14 protein-coding genes are annotated in these 13,495 nt (G+C 71.7%); 10 read left to right on the top strand and 4 right to left on the bottom strand.

Annotation, left to right across the window (positions count from 1 at the left end; genetic code table 11):
* Positions 1-89: 89 nt before the first annotated feature.
* From AB0912_RS20830 to AB0912_RS20815, 4 genes are all read left to right on the top strand, one after another.
* On the top strand, positions 90-1,055 hold the full coding sequence (locus AB0912_RS20830; RefSeq protein ID WP_366701768.1) for a class I SAM-dependent methyltransferase: 966 nt from the start codon (positions 90-92) through the stop codon (positions 1,053-1,055).
* A 95-nt stretch (positions 1,056-1,150) separates the two neighbouring features.
* Complete coding sequence (deoC, locus tag AB0912_RS20825; RefSeq protein ID WP_366701827.1) at positions 1,151-2,101, top strand: deoxyribose-phosphate aldolase; 951 nt, start codon at positions 1,151-1,153, stop codon at positions 2,099-2,101.
* Between the two features lie 5 nt (positions 2,102-2,106).
* Positions 2,107-3,579: an aldehyde dehydrogenase family protein gene (locus AB0912_RS20820; protein WP_366701766.1), complete on the top strand. Its 1,473-nt coding sequence runs from the start codon at positions 2,107-2,109 to the stop codon at positions 3,577-3,579.
* Positions 3,576-4,493: an aldehyde dehydrogenase family protein gene (locus AB0912_RS20815; protein WP_366701764.1), complete on the top strand. Its 918-nt coding sequence runs from the start codon at positions 3,576-3,578 to the stop codon at positions 4,491-4,493. Before AB0912_RS20820 ends, AB0912_RS20815 begins: the two co-directional genes overlap by 4 nt.
* 125 nt (positions 4,494-4,618) lie before the next feature.
* Here the strand turns inward: AB0912_RS20815 and AB0912_RS20810 are convergent, their stop codons facing one another.
* Positions 4,619-5,026, bottom strand: a complete 408-nt coding sequence (locus tag AB0912_RS20810; protein WP_366701762.1) for a hypothetical protein — start codon at positions 5,024-5,026, stop codon at positions 4,619-4,621.
* Between the two features lie 301 nt (positions 5,027-5,327).
* On the opposite strand from AB0912_RS20810, the gene AB0912_RS20805 reads away from it, so the two are divergent.
* Positions 5,328-5,966, top strand: coding sequence for a uridine kinase (locus AB0912_RS20805; protein ID WP_366701760.1), 639 nt, complete (start codon positions 5,328-5,330; stop codon positions 5,964-5,966).
* Positions 5,967-6,322: 356 nt separating this feature from the next.
* On the opposite strand, the gene AB0912_RS20800 is transcribed toward AB0912_RS20805, so the two are convergent.
* Positions 6,323-7,099, bottom strand: a complete 777-nt coding sequence (locus AB0912_RS20800; RefSeq protein ID WP_366701758.1) for a SigE family RNA polymerase sigma factor — start codon at positions 7,097-7,099, stop codon at positions 6,323-6,325.
* A 309-nt stretch (positions 7,100-7,408) separates the two neighbouring features.
* On the opposite strand from AB0912_RS20800, the gene afsQ1 reads away from it, so the two are divergent.
* From afsQ1 to AB0912_RS20775, 5 genes are all read left to right on the top strand, one after another.
* Positions 7,409-8,086 carry a two-component system response regulator AfsQ1 gene (gene afsQ1 / locus AB0912_RS20795; RefSeq protein ID WP_037625670.1) on the top strand — a complete coding sequence of 226 codons (678 nt, stop codon included), beginning with the start codon at positions 7,409-7,411 and terminating at the stop codon, positions 8,084-8,086.
* Positions 8,083-9,666 (top strand): HAMP domain-containing sensor histidine kinase, encoded by a 1,584-nt coding sequence (locus tag AB0912_RS20790; RefSeq protein WP_366701756.1) that lies wholly within the window; start codon positions 8,083-8,085, stop codon positions 9,664-9,666. The genes afsQ1 and AB0912_RS20790 overlap by 4 nt, the downstream gene beginning before the upstream one ends.
* Positions 9,667-10,109: 443 nt before the next feature.
* Positions 10,110-10,694, top strand: coding sequence for a hypothetical protein (locus tag AB0912_RS20785; protein WP_366701754.1), 585 nt, complete (start codon positions 10,110-10,112; stop codon positions 10,692-10,694).
* A 64-nt stretch (positions 10,695-10,758) separates the two neighbouring features.
* Complete coding sequence (locus AB0912_RS20780; RefSeq protein WP_366701750.1) at positions 10,759-11,310, top strand: VanZ family protein; 552 nt, start codon at positions 10,759-10,761, stop codon at positions 11,308-11,310.
* Positions 11,311-11,419: 109 nt separating this feature from the next.
* Positions 11,420-11,623, top strand: a complete 204-nt coding sequence (locus tag AB0912_RS20775) for a PspC domain-containing protein (protein WP_081219053.1) — start codon at positions 11,420-11,422, stop codon at positions 11,621-11,623.
* Between the two features lie 164 nt (positions 11,624-11,787).
* On the opposite strand, the gene AB0912_RS20770 is transcribed toward AB0912_RS20775, so the two are convergent.
* The gene (locus AB0912_RS20770; RefSeq protein WP_366701748.1) at positions 11,788-12,141 is read right to left on the bottom strand and encodes an ATP-binding protein; all 354 of its coding nucleotides are present in this window, start codon (positions 12,139-12,141) and stop codon (positions 11,788-11,790) included.
* A gap of 135 nt (positions 12,142-12,276) precedes the next feature.
* Positions 12,277-13,431: an adenosine deaminase gene (locus AB0912_RS20765; RefSeq protein WP_366701746.1), complete on the bottom strand. Its 1,155-nt coding sequence runs from the start codon at positions 13,429-13,431 to the stop codon at positions 12,277-12,279.
* Positions 13,432-13,495: the final 64 nt, after the last annotated feature.

Below are 13,495 nucleotides of genomic sequence, written 5' to 3'. Positions count from 1 at the left end.
GTCCGCTTGACCTCAAGTCGGCTTGAAGTAGGACGGTGTCATCTCCCCGCCGTGGGGGCAACGTCGTGGGGCGACCAGAGGAGACGGCCATGGAAGCCAAGAACCCCGAGAATCCCGAGCACGCCGAGAACACCGAGCACGCCGAGAACACCGGCCGCTCCGGAAACACCGGAAACACCGGGAACACCGGGAAGATCCAGACCGCCGGGAACCCCGGCAGCCAGGCGGCCGACGGTCAGGCCGCCCGCTGGAACGGGCCCTCGGGCAGCGCCTGGGTCGAGGCCCGGGACGTGGTGGACGCGTTGTACCGGCCGCTGGAGGACCTCCTCGTCGAGGCCGTCCCACAGGGGCGCGGAGGCCGGGTCCTGGACGTCGGCTGCGGTACGGGCGGCACGACGGTGGCCGTGGCCCGGCGGCTCGGACCCGGCGGCCACTGCGTGGGCGTGGACATCTCGGAACCGATGCTGGAGGCGGCCCGCGACCGGGCGGAGCGGGAGAACGCGCCGGTCTCCTTCGTACGCGGCGACGCCCAGGACCACCCCTTCGAGCCCGGCGTCTTCGACACGGTCGTCTCGCGGTTCGGCGTGATGTTCTTCGAGGACCCGGTACGCGCCTTCGCGAACCTGCGCCGGGCCGCGCGGACCGGGGCCGCACTGCGGTTCATCGCCTGGCGCGACCTGACGGAGAACCCGTTCATGACGACGGCGGAACGGGCCGCGGCCCCGCTGCTGCCGGACCTCCCGGCGCGGCGGCCGGACGCGCCGGGACAGTTCGCCTTCGCGGACGCGGGCCGGGTCCGGCGCCTGCTGGAGGAGGGCGGCTGGGAGGACGTCGACATCCGGCCGGCCGACGCGAGCTGCGTGCTGCCCGCCGAACGGCTGGAGTGGTGGTTCACCCGCTTCGGCCCGCTCGGCACCGCCCTGCGCGAGGCGGACGAACCGACCCGCGAGCGCGTCGTCGAAACCGTCCGCCCGGCCTTCGCCCCCTTCGTCCACGCGGACGAGGTCCGCTTCACGGCCGCCTGCTGGCAGATCGACGCCACCGCGCCCCGGTAACCCCGGCCGGCCCGGCCCCCGCGAGGAGAGCGAACCCGGACCGACCCCGGGGGCTGTACAGCCGCTACGCGCGTAGATATGCTCGTCTGGTGACCATGCCCACCCATGCACCCGCTGCCCTCGCCGACGTGACCGCGTCCGACAGCACGCTGCGCCGCTTCCTTCACGGACTGCCCGGCGTGGACGCGGTCGGGCTGGAGGCGCGTGCCGCCTCGCTCGGCACCCGTTCCATCAAGACCACCGCGAAGGCGTACGCGATCGACCTCGCCATCTCGATGGTCGACCTGACGACGCTGGAAGGCGCGGACACCCCGGGCAAGGTCCGGGCGCTCGGCGCCAAGGCGGTGCTCCCGGACCCGACCGACCGCACCGCGCCCACCACGGCCGCCGTCTGCGTCTACCCCGACATGGTGGCCGTCGCGAAGGAGGCCGTCGCCGGTTCCGGTGTGAAGGTCGCCTCCGTCGCCACCGCGTTCCCGGCGGGCCGTGCCGCGCTCGGCGTGAAGCTGGCCGACGTGCGCGACGCGGTCGACGCGGGCGCCGACGAGATCGACATGGTCATCGACCGCGGGGCGTTCCTCGCGGGCAACTACCTGAAGGTGTACGAGGAGATCGTCGCCGTGAAGGAGGCCTCGGGCGCCGCCCGGCTGAAGGTCATCTTCGAGACCGGCGAGCTGTCGACGTACGACAACATCCGGCGGGCGAGCTGGCTCGGCATGCTGGCCGGGGCCGACTTCATCAAGACGTCCACCGGCAAGGTCGCGGTGAACGCGACGCCCGCGAACACGCTGCTCATGCTGGAGGCCGTCCGCGACTTCCGCGCCCAGACCGGGGTGCAGGTCGGCGTGAAGCCGGCCGGCGGCATCCGTACCACCAAGGACGCGGTCAAGTTCCTCGTCCTGGTGAACGAGACGGCGGGCGCGGACTGGCTGGACAACCACTGGTTCCGCTTCGGCGCGTCCTCCCTCCTGAACGACCTGCTGATGCAGCGTCAGAAGCTGGCCACCGGCCGCTACTCCGGCCCCGACTACGTGACGGTGGACTGATCCCCATGGCATCCGCATCCGCATCCGCTTTCGAGTACGCCCCCGCCCCCGAGTCCCGCTCGGTCGTCGACATCGCTCCCTCCTACGGCCTGTTCATCGACGGCGAGTTCACCGAGTCCGCCGACGGCAAGGTCTTCAAGACCGTCTCCCCCGCGTCCGAGGAGGTCCTCTCCGAGATCGCCCAGGCGGGCGAGGCGGACGTGGACCGCGCGGTGCGGGCGGCCCGCAAGGCGTTCGCGAAGTGGTCCGCGCTGCCGGGCTCGGAGCGCGCCAAGTACCTGTTCCGCATCGCGCGGATCATCCAGGAGCGCAGCCGCGAGCTGGCCGTGCTGGAGACGCTGGACAACGGCAAGCCGATCAAGGAGACCCGCGACGCGGACCTCCCGCTGGTCGCCGCGCACTTCTTCTACTACGCGGGCTGGGCCGACAAGCTCGACCACGCCGGTCTGGGCGCGAACCCGCGTCCGCTGGGCGTCGCCGGCCAGGTCATCCCGTGGAACTTCCCGCTGCTGATGCTGGCGTGGAAGATCGCCCCGGCGCTCGCGGCCGGCAACACGGTGGTGCTGAAGCCCGCCGAGACCACACCGCTGTCGGCGCTGTTCTTCGCGGACATCTGCCGCCAGGCGGGCCTGCCCAGGGGCGTCGTCAACATCCTTCCCGGGTACGGGGACGCGGGCGCGGCCCTCGTCGCGCACCCGGACGTGGACAAGGTGGCGTTCACCGGTTCCACCGCCGTCGGCAAGGCGATCGCCCGGCAGGTCGCGGGCACGGACAAGAAGGTCACGCTCGAACTGGGCGGCAAGGGCGCGAACATCGTCTTCGACGACGCCCCGATCGACCAGGCCGTCGAGGGCATCGTCACCGGCATCTTCTTCAACCAGGGCCAGGTCTGCTGCGCGGGCTCGCGGCTGCTGGTGCAGGAGTCGATCCACGACGAGCTGCTCGACTCGCTGAAGCGCCGGCTGGCGACGCTGCGCCTCGGCGACCCGCTGGACAAGAACACCGACATCGGCGCGATCAACTCGGCCGAGCAGCTCGCGCGGATCACCTCGCTGGTCGAGCAGGGCGAGGCCGAGGGCGCCGAACGCTGGTCGCCGGCCTGTGAACTCCCCTCGTCCGGCTACTGGTTCGCGCCGACGCTGTTCACGAACGTCACGCAGGCGCACACCGTCGCGCGCGACGAGATCTTCGGCCCGGTGCTGTCCGTCCTCACGTTCCGCACCCCGGACGAGGCGGTCGCCAAGGCCAACAACACTCAGTACGGCCTGTCGGCGGGCATCTGGACCGAGAAGGGCTCCCGGATCCTCGCGGTGGCGGGCAAGCTGCGCGCGGGTGTGATCTGGTCCAACACGTTCAACAAGTTCGACCCCACCTCGCCGTTCGGCGGATACAAGGAGTCGGGCTACGGCCGCGAGGGCGGCCGGCACGGTCTGGAGGCGTACCTCGCCCCGTCGAGCCAGGAGGCGAGCGACAAATGAGTGCGGCGGAGAAGGCAGTGGACAAGTCCGAGCAGCGCCGGCTGAGCGTGTTCAAGACCTACAAGCTGTACGTGGGCGGCAAGTTCCCGCGTTCCGAGAGCGGCCGGGTGTACGAGGTGACCGACTCCAAGGGCACATGGCTGGCGAACGCTCCGCGGTCCTCGCGCAAGGACGCCCGGGACGCCGTCGTCGCCGCGCGCAAGGCGTTCGGCGGCTGGTCGGGCGCCACCGCGTACAACCGCGGCCAGGTCCTGTACCGCGTCGCGGAGATGCTGGAGGGCCGCCGGGAGCAGTTCGCCCGTGAGGTGGCCGAGGCGGAGGGCCTGTCCAAGGCGAAGGCGGCGGCGGTCGTCGACGCGGCGATCGACCGGTGGGTCTGGTACGCGGGGTGGACGGACAAGATCGCCCAGGTGGTGGGCGGCGCCAACCCGGTGGCGGGCCCGTACTTCAACCTGTCGACCCCGGAGCCGACCGGTGTCGTGACGGTGCTGGCCCCGCAGGAGTCGTCGTTCCTCGGTCTGGTCTCGGTGATCGCCCCGGTGATCGCGACCGGCAACACGGTGATCGTGATCGCGAGCGAGAAGTCACCGCTCCCGGCGCTGTCGCTGGGCGAGGTGCTGGCCACCTCCGACGTGCCGGGCGGTGTGGTGAACATCCTGTCCGGCCGGACCGCGGAGATCGCGGCGCCGCTGGCCGCGCACCAGGACGTCAACGCGATCGACCTGACCGGGGCGGACGAGGAGCTGGCCAAGGAGCTGGAGATCGCCGCCGCGGACAACCTGAAGCGGGTCGTCCGTCCACAGGCTGTGGATTACGCGCGCACCCCCGGCACCGAGCGCCTGACGGCCTTCCTGGAGACCAAGACGGTCTGGCACCCGACCGGCGCGCTGGGCGCCTCGGGTTCCTCGTACTGAGCCCTCGCACCCCTCGGGCCCCACGCGCCCATCGGGCCCCACGGGCCCCTCGTACGGAGCCGCGCTCCCCCTCCGTCCAGGGGGAGCGCGGCTCTCTGCCGTACGCCCGCAGAGGTCGGCAGAGGTCAGTGCAGCAGGCCGGTGACCTGGCCGAGCACCGGGATGCTGCCGACCGAGGGCGCCTGGGCCAGCGGGCCCGTCAGGGTCTTGGAGGACAGCGGCTTGAAGTCGGCGAGCTGGGTGCCCACGCCGTTGTCGAGCGGGTCGACGCCCGTGCCGGCCAGCGGGTTGGGCTTGAGTCCCTCGATCGGGCCGGTGACATAGCCCACGGTTCCGGTCAGCGCCTGGAGGCCGGACTGCGGGTCGATGGTGCCGAGCGAGGTGGGCCGGGTGCGCAGGACGTCCACGACGGGGGCCGAGTCCGCGACGGCCGGGGAGGCCGCGGCGGCACCGGCGGCGACCACACCGACCGCGGCGGCGATCCGCGCGGTCGTACGGGCCAGGGAGGTCGACTGGGCTGCGTGTCGCGCCATCAGGGGTTTCCTCTGTGACTAGCGGAAGGCGGGAGTTCTCTGCCGGGGAGTCCCCGCCGGAAGTGTTCTCCGCCGGGAGTCCGCCGGCCGAGAGCAACGGAAGTGACACGCAGAGTAGTTGACCGGCTCGCGTCGCGGGCGGTCCTGGCGCCGGATTCGCCCCTGCGGGTCAACAGGCATATCAGCGCCAGTCGGTCCACCGCCCCGGGCGGTCGTCGGCCCCCGCTCCGGCAACGGGGATAATGTCCGGGAGCCGCGCCGCCGCGCGCGCCGCCGGACCCGTCACAGAAGGTGCAGAGAATTGGGCTCCCACCCCCCGATACCCAGCCGCGTGGTGCTGCTCTGCGGCCCCTCCGGCTCCGGGAAGTCCCTGCTCGCCGCCGCCTCCGGCCTCCCCGTGCTGCGCCTGGACGACTTCTACAAAGAGGCCACGGACCCCACGCTCCCCCAGGTCGAGGGCAGCGAGGACATCGACTGGGACCACCCGCAGTCCTGGGACGCGGACACGGCGGTCGCCGCCATCGAGGAACTGTGCCGTACGGGACGTACGGACATCCCCGTCTACGACCTCTCGCTGAGCGCCCGCACCGGCGCCGAGACGCTGCGGATCGAGGGCACCCCGGTGTTCATCGCGGAGGGGATCTTCGCCGCCGAGATCGTCGGGCGCTGCCGCGAACTGGGCGTCCTGGCCGACGCGCTGTGTCTGTCGCGGGGCCCGGTGACCACGTTCCGGCGCCGCTTCGTGCGGGACCTCAGGGAGGGCCGCAAGTCGGTGCCGTTCCTGCTGCGGCGCGGCTGGCGGCTGATGCGCACCGAGCGGTCCATCGTGGCCCGCCAGGCGGCTCTGGGCGCCCACCCCTGCGACAAGGACGAGGCGCTGGGCCGGCTGACCGCCGCGGCGGCCGGCCACCCGGCGCCCGCGCACCGCACGGCGGCGTAACCGAGACGACCACGACCGCACGGCGCCGGACGCATCCGCGGGCCGGGCGAGTTGGCAGGCCGGGCGACTTGGCAGGCCGGGCACATTCGCGGACCCGGCGACGAAAGCCCGTACGACAAACACCCGTACGCCGAACCTCTACAGCGAACCCGTGCACCGAACCCGCACAACGAGCCCGCGCACCGAACTCGTGCACCGCACCCGTACAACGAAAAGAGGTCCAGGCGGACCCCCCGTCCGCCTGGACCTTCTCCGTTTCCCCCGTGGTCCCCCGTGACCCCGTTGGTCCCCCCAGACCGTCGCCGGCTCCCCCCGGAACCGACTCCCCCCGGTCTGTTACCGCTCCCCCCAGACCTTCAGGCGACAAGCTCCCCGAAGGACTCCTCCTCGTCACGGCCGAAGCTGAGGACCTCGTCCTCGCGCATCCGGCGCAGCGAGCGCCAGATGCTGGACTTCACCGTGCCGACACTGATGTCGAGGATCTCCGCGATCTCCGGGTCGGTGCGGCCCTCGTAGTAACGGAGGACCAGCATCGTGCGCTGGAGTTCGGGCAGCCGGGCCAGCGCCTGCCACAGGACGGCGCGCAGTTCGGTGCCGCGCATCGCGTCCGTGTCGCCGGGCGTCTCCGGCAGTTCCTCGGTCGGGTACTCGTTCAGCTTGCGGCGGCGCCACGCGCTGATGTGCAGGTTGGTCATGGTGCGGCGGAGGTAGCCCCCGACCGCGGCCTTGTCGGTGATCCGGTCCCAGGCGCGGTATGTGGAGAACAGCGCGCTCTGCAGCAGGTCCTCGGCCTCGTAGCGGTCACCGGTCAGGTGGTAGGCGGTTGCGTACAGGGAGGCGCGGCGCTCCTGGACGTAGGCGGTGAACTCCACCTCCGACAGCGGGCGACGCTCCCCCGTGGCCTCCCCGTACGCGGCTCCCCCGTGAGCCTTCCCCCCGGTCGTGCCCACGGCGGCTGCCGTGGTGTTCTCCCCCGTGCGAGCGTCAACCACCTTCATGTGCACGGTGTGCTGACGCCCGGCGCCGCGATCGCACCCCCGCCCGATCACAGCGCCGGACTTCTCCGTGGCCCGGCTGACGTCGTGGAGCCGCGTGACAACCGCGCCAGTGTTCGTGCTGTGCAGTGTGTTCATCTCGCGCCCCCCGTCGTGGAGTACCGGTGCTTCGGTTCGTGCTTTTCGTGCTCTCGCGCTGTTCGTGCTGTTCGTGCTGGTCATACGGTTCGTGCTGGTCGTGCTGTTGGTTCCGTGGTGCGTTCTGCCGTGTGTCGAAAAGCTTGCCCGGGCCACTTCATGGCCGTGTCCGCCGACTGTCACAGACCTGTCACAGGGGTCCGGCACCGGCGCGGCACGGTCGATTACGGACAGGAGCCGTACGACTACGCAGAGGGGGCGCGGTCCAACGGTCGATACCCGGCCATGACATGGGCCAGAATGACGTTCGTGCCTTCCCTGTTGCTGATCGAGGACGACGACGCCATCCGTACGGCCCTGGAGCTGTCTTTGACGCGCCAGGGACACCGTGTGGCCACCGCTGCCACCGGCGAGGACGGTCTGAAGCTGTTGCGCGAGCAGCGGCCGGACCTGATCGTGCTGGATGTGATGCTGCCCGGCATCGACGGCTTCGAGGTGTGCCGGCGCATCCGGCGTACCGACCAGCTGCCGATCATCCTGCTGACCGCGCGCAGCGACGACATCGACGTGGTGGTCGGACTGGAGTCCGGCGCCGACGACTACGTGGTCAAACCGGTGCAGGGCAGGGTGCTCGACGCCCGGATCCGTGCCGTGCTGCGCCGGGGCGAGCGGGAGGCGAACGACTCGGCGTCGTTCGGCTCGCTGGTCATCGACCGCGCGGCGATGACGGTCACCAAGAACGGCGAGGACCTGCAACTGACGCCCACCGAGCTGCGGTTGCTGCTGGAGCTGAGCCGCAGGCCCGGACAGGCCCTGTCCCGCCAGCAGTTGCTGCGTCTGGTTTGGGAGCACGACTACCTGGGCGACTCGCGGCTGGTGGACGCCTGTGTGCAGCGGCTGCGCGCCAAGGTGGAGGACGTGCCCTCCTCGCCGACCCTGATCCGTACCGTGCGGGGCGTCGGATACCGGCTGGACAACCCTCAGTGACGAAACCGCACGACAAGCTCCGCGGCTGGGCCGCGGCGCGCAAGGCACTCCTGTCCGGCCTGCGTTTCACGAGTCTGCGGCTGCGGCTGGTCGTGGTGTTCGGGCTGGTGGCGCTCACCGCGGCGGTCTCGGCGTCGGGCATCGCGTACTGGCTGAACCGCGAGGCGGTGCTGACGCGCACCCAGGACGCGGTGCTGCGCGACTTCCAGCAGGAGATGCGCAACCACGCGAGCGTGCTGCCCGTGCACCCGGGGCAGGACGAACTCCGGCGTACGGCAGGGCAGATGGCGAACAGCAGTCAGCGGTTCAGCGTGCTGCTGGTCGCCGAGGACGGGACCGGGAAGAGGATCACCGGCAACTCCGAGCTGGACACCTTCACCCTGGAGGACGTGCCCGCGTCGCTGCGCAAGGCGGTGAACAAGAAGCAGTCGCTCTCCTCGAACAACAAGTCCGCCTACCACCTGTACTGGCAGCGGATCACCGAGCACGACAAGCCGTATCTCGTGGGCGGCGCGCGGGTGATCGGCGGCACCACGACCGGCTACATGCTCAAGTCGCTGGAGCCGGAGGCGAAGGACCTCAACTCGCTGGCCTGGTCGCTGGGGATCGCGACGGGGCTGGCGCTGATCGGGTCCGCGCTGCTCGCGCAGGCCGCCGCGACCACCGTCCTCAAGCCGGTGCACCGGCTGGGCATCGCGGCCCGCCGGCTCGGCGAGGGCAAGCTCGACACCCGGCTGCGGGTCTCCGGCACGGACGAACTCGCCGATCTGTCACGGACGTTCAACCACACGGCGGAGGCGCTGGAGAAACGCGTGGCGGACATGAGCGCCCGCGACGAGGCGTCCCGGCGGTTCGTCGCCGACATGTCCCACGAACTGCGGACGCCGCTCACGGCCATCACCGCCGTGACGGAGATCCTCGAAGAGGAACTGGACGCGGAGACCGGCAGTGTGGACCCGATGATCGAGCCGGCCGTCCGGCTGGTCGTCAGCGAGACCCGGCGGCTCGGGGACCTGGTCGAGAACCTCATGGAGGTCACCCGTTTCGACGCGGGCACCGCCCGGCTCGTCCTGGACGACGTGGACATCGCCGACCAGATCACCGCGTGCATCGACGCGCGGGCCTGGCTGGACGCCGTCGAACTGGACGCCGAGCGCGGCATCCTGGCCCGGCTCGACCCGCGCCGCCTCGACGTGATCCTCGCCAACCTGATCGGCAACGCCCTCAAGCACGGCGGTTCGCCGGTCCGGGTGGCGGTGCGGGTGGAGGGCGAGGAGCTGGTCATCGCGGTCAGGGACCACGGACCCGGCATTCCCGAGGATGTCCTGCCGCATGTCTTCGACCGGTTCTACAAGGCCAGCGCGTCCCGGCCGCGTTCGGAGGGCAGCGGGCTCGGCCTGTCCATCGCGCTGGAGAACGCGCACATCCACGGCGGCGAGATCACCGCGGCCAACTCGCCCGAGGGCGGCGCGGTGTTCACCCTGCGGCTGCCGCACGACGCCTCGCGGCTGCTCGACGAGGGTCCGGGCGAGCGCAAGGACCCCGCGCTCGGCAACGGCACGGAAGGCACCCCGGCATGACCCACGCCCCGACCCCGGGCCCGAACCAGACCCCGGGCCCGCCTCGGACGCCGAGCACGCCTCGGACGCCGAGCATGCCTCGGACGCCGGGCACGCCTCAGACCTCGGGCACGCCTCGGACGCCGGGTACGCACCATGCCTCGGGTACGCGTCCCACGCCGGGCACGCGGCAGACCCCGGGCACGCCTCAGACGCCGGGTACACGTCCCACGCCGGGTACACGTCCCACGCCGGGCACGCGTCCCACGCCCGGAACGCGTCAGGCCCCGGGCCCGGATCACACGCGGGACCCGCGCCATGCCCCGGGTACGCGGCAGGCCTCGGACACGCCTCACACCCCGGGCCCGCCCCGCACCAACGGCGCCTCCGTCGGGGCCGACGGCCGGACCTCCCCTCGTCCCGCCCGGCGGGTTCGGCGGGGCCCGGGGCGGGTGCGGCGGTGGATGGTGCTGCCCCTGTTGGGGTTGTTGCTCGCGGGGTGTGGGATTCGTGCCACGCGGGTGCCCACCGACTTCGGGCCCGCTCCCTCGCGGGTGCCCTGCGCGCTGTCCGCCCAGGACACCGCCACCCAGACCTCGGGCGGGGTGCCCGTCCAGGTCTTCCTGGTCTGCTCGGCCCAACTGGTCACCGTGGACCGGTCGGTGCGCATACCCGACGGCACGGCGGAGTCCGCGCGGCGCGTCCTGGTGGCGCAGGCGCTGCTCGACGAGCTGGCGGAGACGCCGTCGACGCCGGAGCAGCAGGCGCGGTACTCGACGGACGTACGCGGCGGGATGACGGTCGGCGGGCCGCGCGGCCGGGACCCCGAGGAGACCCTGCGGCTGAGCACCTCCCCCGCGGACCTCACCCCGACGGCCCTCGCGCAGATCGTCTGCACCTTCTCCGACTCGGCGGCGGCACGGGACGACGGGAGCGTGATCCTCGGCGGTCCGGCGCCGGGCGCGCCGCGCACGTACACCTGCACGCCCGAGGTGCGGGCCTCCCCGGGCGCCGAGTCCCCCGAGTCGACGGCGGCCGGGGGCTCGTGAGGCGGGCCGGGGCGAAATCCCCGGCGCCGGAACCGATCGTGCCGGACCCCGCGTCTTGGGGTGCGTGCAGCGTCTTGGTTCGGACGGCCACAGTGCCGTCACCCGCGCCCGTGCGGCAGGATGTGTCCTCCTCGTCGTACACCTCGCCCTCGTCGCCTGGATCACCCTGCGCCCGCTGGACGTCCCCTGGGTCAGTGCCGCCAACCTGCGGCCCTTCGCGGGCATCAGAGCCGACCTCGCGCTCGGCGCCGGGACGGCGGCCCGCCGGATCGCCGCGGGCCTCGCGCTGCTCGCCCCGCTGGGGGTCCTGCTCCCGCTGGCCGGCGGCCGGCTCGGCGTCTCCACGTTCGGCTCGCTGCTGCGGTCGGCCGCGGCCGGCACCCTGCTGTCGCTGGGCATAGAGCTGCTCCAGACCGGCGTCCCGGGCCAGGTCGTGGACATCGACTCGATTCTGCTGAACACCCTCGGGGTGGTCCTCGCGCATCTCGCGGTCGTACCCGCCGTGCGCGCCCGGCTCCGCCGCCGGACGGAGACGCGGGACCTCGCGGCCGTTCTCCGGGAGGACCCGGCTCAGGGTCCGACCCCGACGATTCCCAGGGTCGGCATCGCCCCGTAGAGCGACGCTTCGCACCCGTTCGTCCGCGTACCGTCGAAGACATCGGTGAACGCGCCGATGACCTCGGAGCCCGGCCCGGCGCTCCACGACGGTTCGCGAAGGAGCCACCATGACCGCCCTCGCCCGCCCCACGAACGGCCGCATGATCGGCGGAGTCTGTGCTGCGCTGGCGCGGCGCTTCGGCACCTCCGCGACCACGATGCGGGTCATCTTCGTGGTGTCCTGCCTGCTCCCCGGCCCGCAGTTCCTGCTCTACATAGCGCTGTGGATCCTCTTCCCCTCCGAGGACAAGGCCTCCCGCACGGCCTGGTGACCCGGGCCCGTCCGGCATCCGGCACCCGGCATCCCGCATCCGGCCCGCGCACGGCGAACGCCGGTGGGGCACACCCGACACGGGTGCGCCCCACCGGCGCCGACGCGGCGAAAAGGCCCCGGGGGCGGGGAAGGGGGCCCGTGTGCCGCTGTGTACCGCGGGGGTCAGCCGAGCGGAATGCCGTTCACCGGCAGACCGTGCGTGGGCAGGCCCTTGAGCGGCAGACCGCCGAGCAGTCCGGCCACGGGGGCGGCGGGTCCGTCGGCGAGCAGTCGCGCGGCGGCGGGCTGCGCGGCGGCCACGCCCGTGCCGAGCGCGCCCTGACCCTGGGCGAGCGCCTGACCGGCCCCGGGCAGCGCCTTGGCGACGTTCTCGGCGGGCAGCGTCCGGGTGACGGTGTCCAGCGCGGAGGAGGCGTCCGGCACGGCCGGGGCGGCGTTCGCGGCGCCCGCGCCGGCGGCGGCGAAAGCGGCACCGAGAGCGGCGACGCCGAGGGTCTTGGCAGCAGACTGCTTCATCGTGAATGCGTCCTTGAATACGGGGATGTGAGCGGTCCAGAACCGTAAACACGCGGGCCCGCCGTCCGCAAACATCGAAAAGCGGCCGAGTCATGGAGAAGAAGTGAAGACCCGGCCGCTTTCCCGCTGCTCCGATCAGGCCCCGTCGCCCACAGAACCGCTGGTCGAAGCGGTCTGCTGGAACAGCCATTCGGACTTGAGTTCCGCATATCCCGGCTTGATGACGTCATTGATCATGGCGAGCCGTTCATCGAAAGGAATGAATGCTGACTTCATAGCATTGACCGAGAACCACTGCATGTCGTCGAGTGAATAACCGAACGCTTCGACAAGGTGCTCGAATTCCCTGCTCATACTCGTCCCGGACATGAGCCGGTTGTCCGTGTTCACCGTGGCCCGGAAATGCAGTTGTCGCAGCAGCCCGATCGGGTGGTCGGCGTAGGAGTCGGCGGCGCCGGTCTGGAGGTTGGAGCTGGGGCACAGCTCCAGCGGGATGCGCTTGTCCCGGACGTAGGAGGCGAGGCGGCCGAGTTCCACCGTGCCGTCCTCGCGGACCTGGATGTCGTCGATGATGCGGACCCCGTGGCCGAGCCGGTCGGCGCCGCACCACTGGAGGGCCTGCCAGATGGACGGCAGTCCGAACGCCTCACCGGCGTGGATCGTGAAGTGGTTGTTCTCGCGCTTGAGGTACTCGAAGGCGTCCAGGTGCCGGGTGGGCGGGAACCCGGCCTCGGCGCCCGCGATGTCGAAGCCGACCACACCCAAGTCGCGGTAGCGGTTGGCGAGTTCGGCGATCTCCAGGGCGCGGGCCGCGTGCCGCATCGCGGTGAGCAGCGCGCCGACCCGGATGCGGTGGCCGTTCTCCCGGGCCAGCCGCTCCCCTTGCCGGAAGCCCTCGTTGACCGCCTCGACGACCTCTTCGAGGCTGAGCCCGCCCTCCAGGTGCTGCTCGGGCGCGTACCGCACCTCGGCGTAGACGACGCCGTCCTCGGCGAGGTCCTCGGCGCACTCGCGGGCGACCCGCACCAGCGCCTCGCGGCTCTGCATGACGGCGCAGGTGTGCGCGAAGGTCTCCAGATACCGTTCCAGCGAACCGGAGTCGGCGGCCTCCCGGAACCAGAGGCCGAGCTTGTCGGCGTCGGTCTCGGGGAGGTTCTGGTAGCCCGAATCCCGGGCGAGTTCGACGATCGTGCCGGGGCGCAGTCCCCCGTCGAGGTGATCGTGCAGCAGGACCTTGGGCGCCCGGCGGATCTGTTCCGAGCTGGGGGTGTTCCGGATCTGGCTCGTCATTTTCGCACTGTAGCCCCTACGCGCGTAGAACTCCTGTCGGGCCGATCCGTCGATACGTAACGGT

It is taken from the genome of Streptomyces sp. NPDC007084, assembly GCF_040703595.1.
In the GTDB taxonomy this organism is placed as follows: domain Bacteria; phylum Actinomycetota; class Actinomycetes; order Streptomycetales; family Streptomycetaceae; genus Streptomyces.
Note: the sequence above shows the minus strand (reverse complement) of the source record. Positions and strands in the feature narration are given on the sequence as shown.

Coding starts and splice junctions, on each gene's coding strand:
- AB0912_RS20830 (WP_366701768.1), top strand. CDS start 90: ATGGAAGCCAAGAACCCCGAGAATCCCGAGCACGCCGAGAACACCGAG.
- AB0912_RS20785 (WP_366701754.1), top strand. CDS start 10,110: ATGGTGCTGCCCCTGTTGGGGTTGTTGCTCGCGGGGTGTGGGATTCGT.
- deoC (WP_366701827.1), top strand. CDS start 1,151: ATGCCCACCCATGCACCCGCTGCCCTCGCCGACGTGACCGCGTCCGAC.
- AB0912_RS20800 (WP_366701758.1), bottom strand. CDS start 7,099: ATGAACACACTGCACAGCACGAACACTGGCGCGGTTGTCACGCGGCTC.
- AB0912_RS20815 (WP_366701764.1), top strand. CDS start 3,576: ATGAGTGCGGCGGAGAAGGCAGTGGACAAGTCCGAGCAGCGCCGGCTG.
- AB0912_RS20775 (WP_081219053.1), top strand. CDS start 11,420: ATGACCGCCCTCGCCCGCCCCACGAACGGCCGCATGATCGGCGGAGTC.
- AB0912_RS20770 (WP_366701748.1), bottom strand. CDS start 12,141: ATGAAGCAGTCTGCTGCCAAGACCCTCGGCGTCGCCGCTCTCGGTGCC.
- AB0912_RS20820 (WP_366701766.1), top strand. CDS start 2,107: ATGGCATCCGCATCCGCATCCGCTTTCGAGTACGCCCCCGCCCCCGAG.
- AB0912_RS20810 (WP_366701762.1), bottom strand. CDS start 5,026: ATGGCGCGACACGCAGCCCAGTCGACCTCCCTGGCCCGTACGACCGCG.
- AB0912_RS20765 (WP_366701746.1), bottom strand. CDS start 13,431: ATGACGAGCCAGATCCGGAACACCCCCAGCTCGGAACAGATCCGCCGG.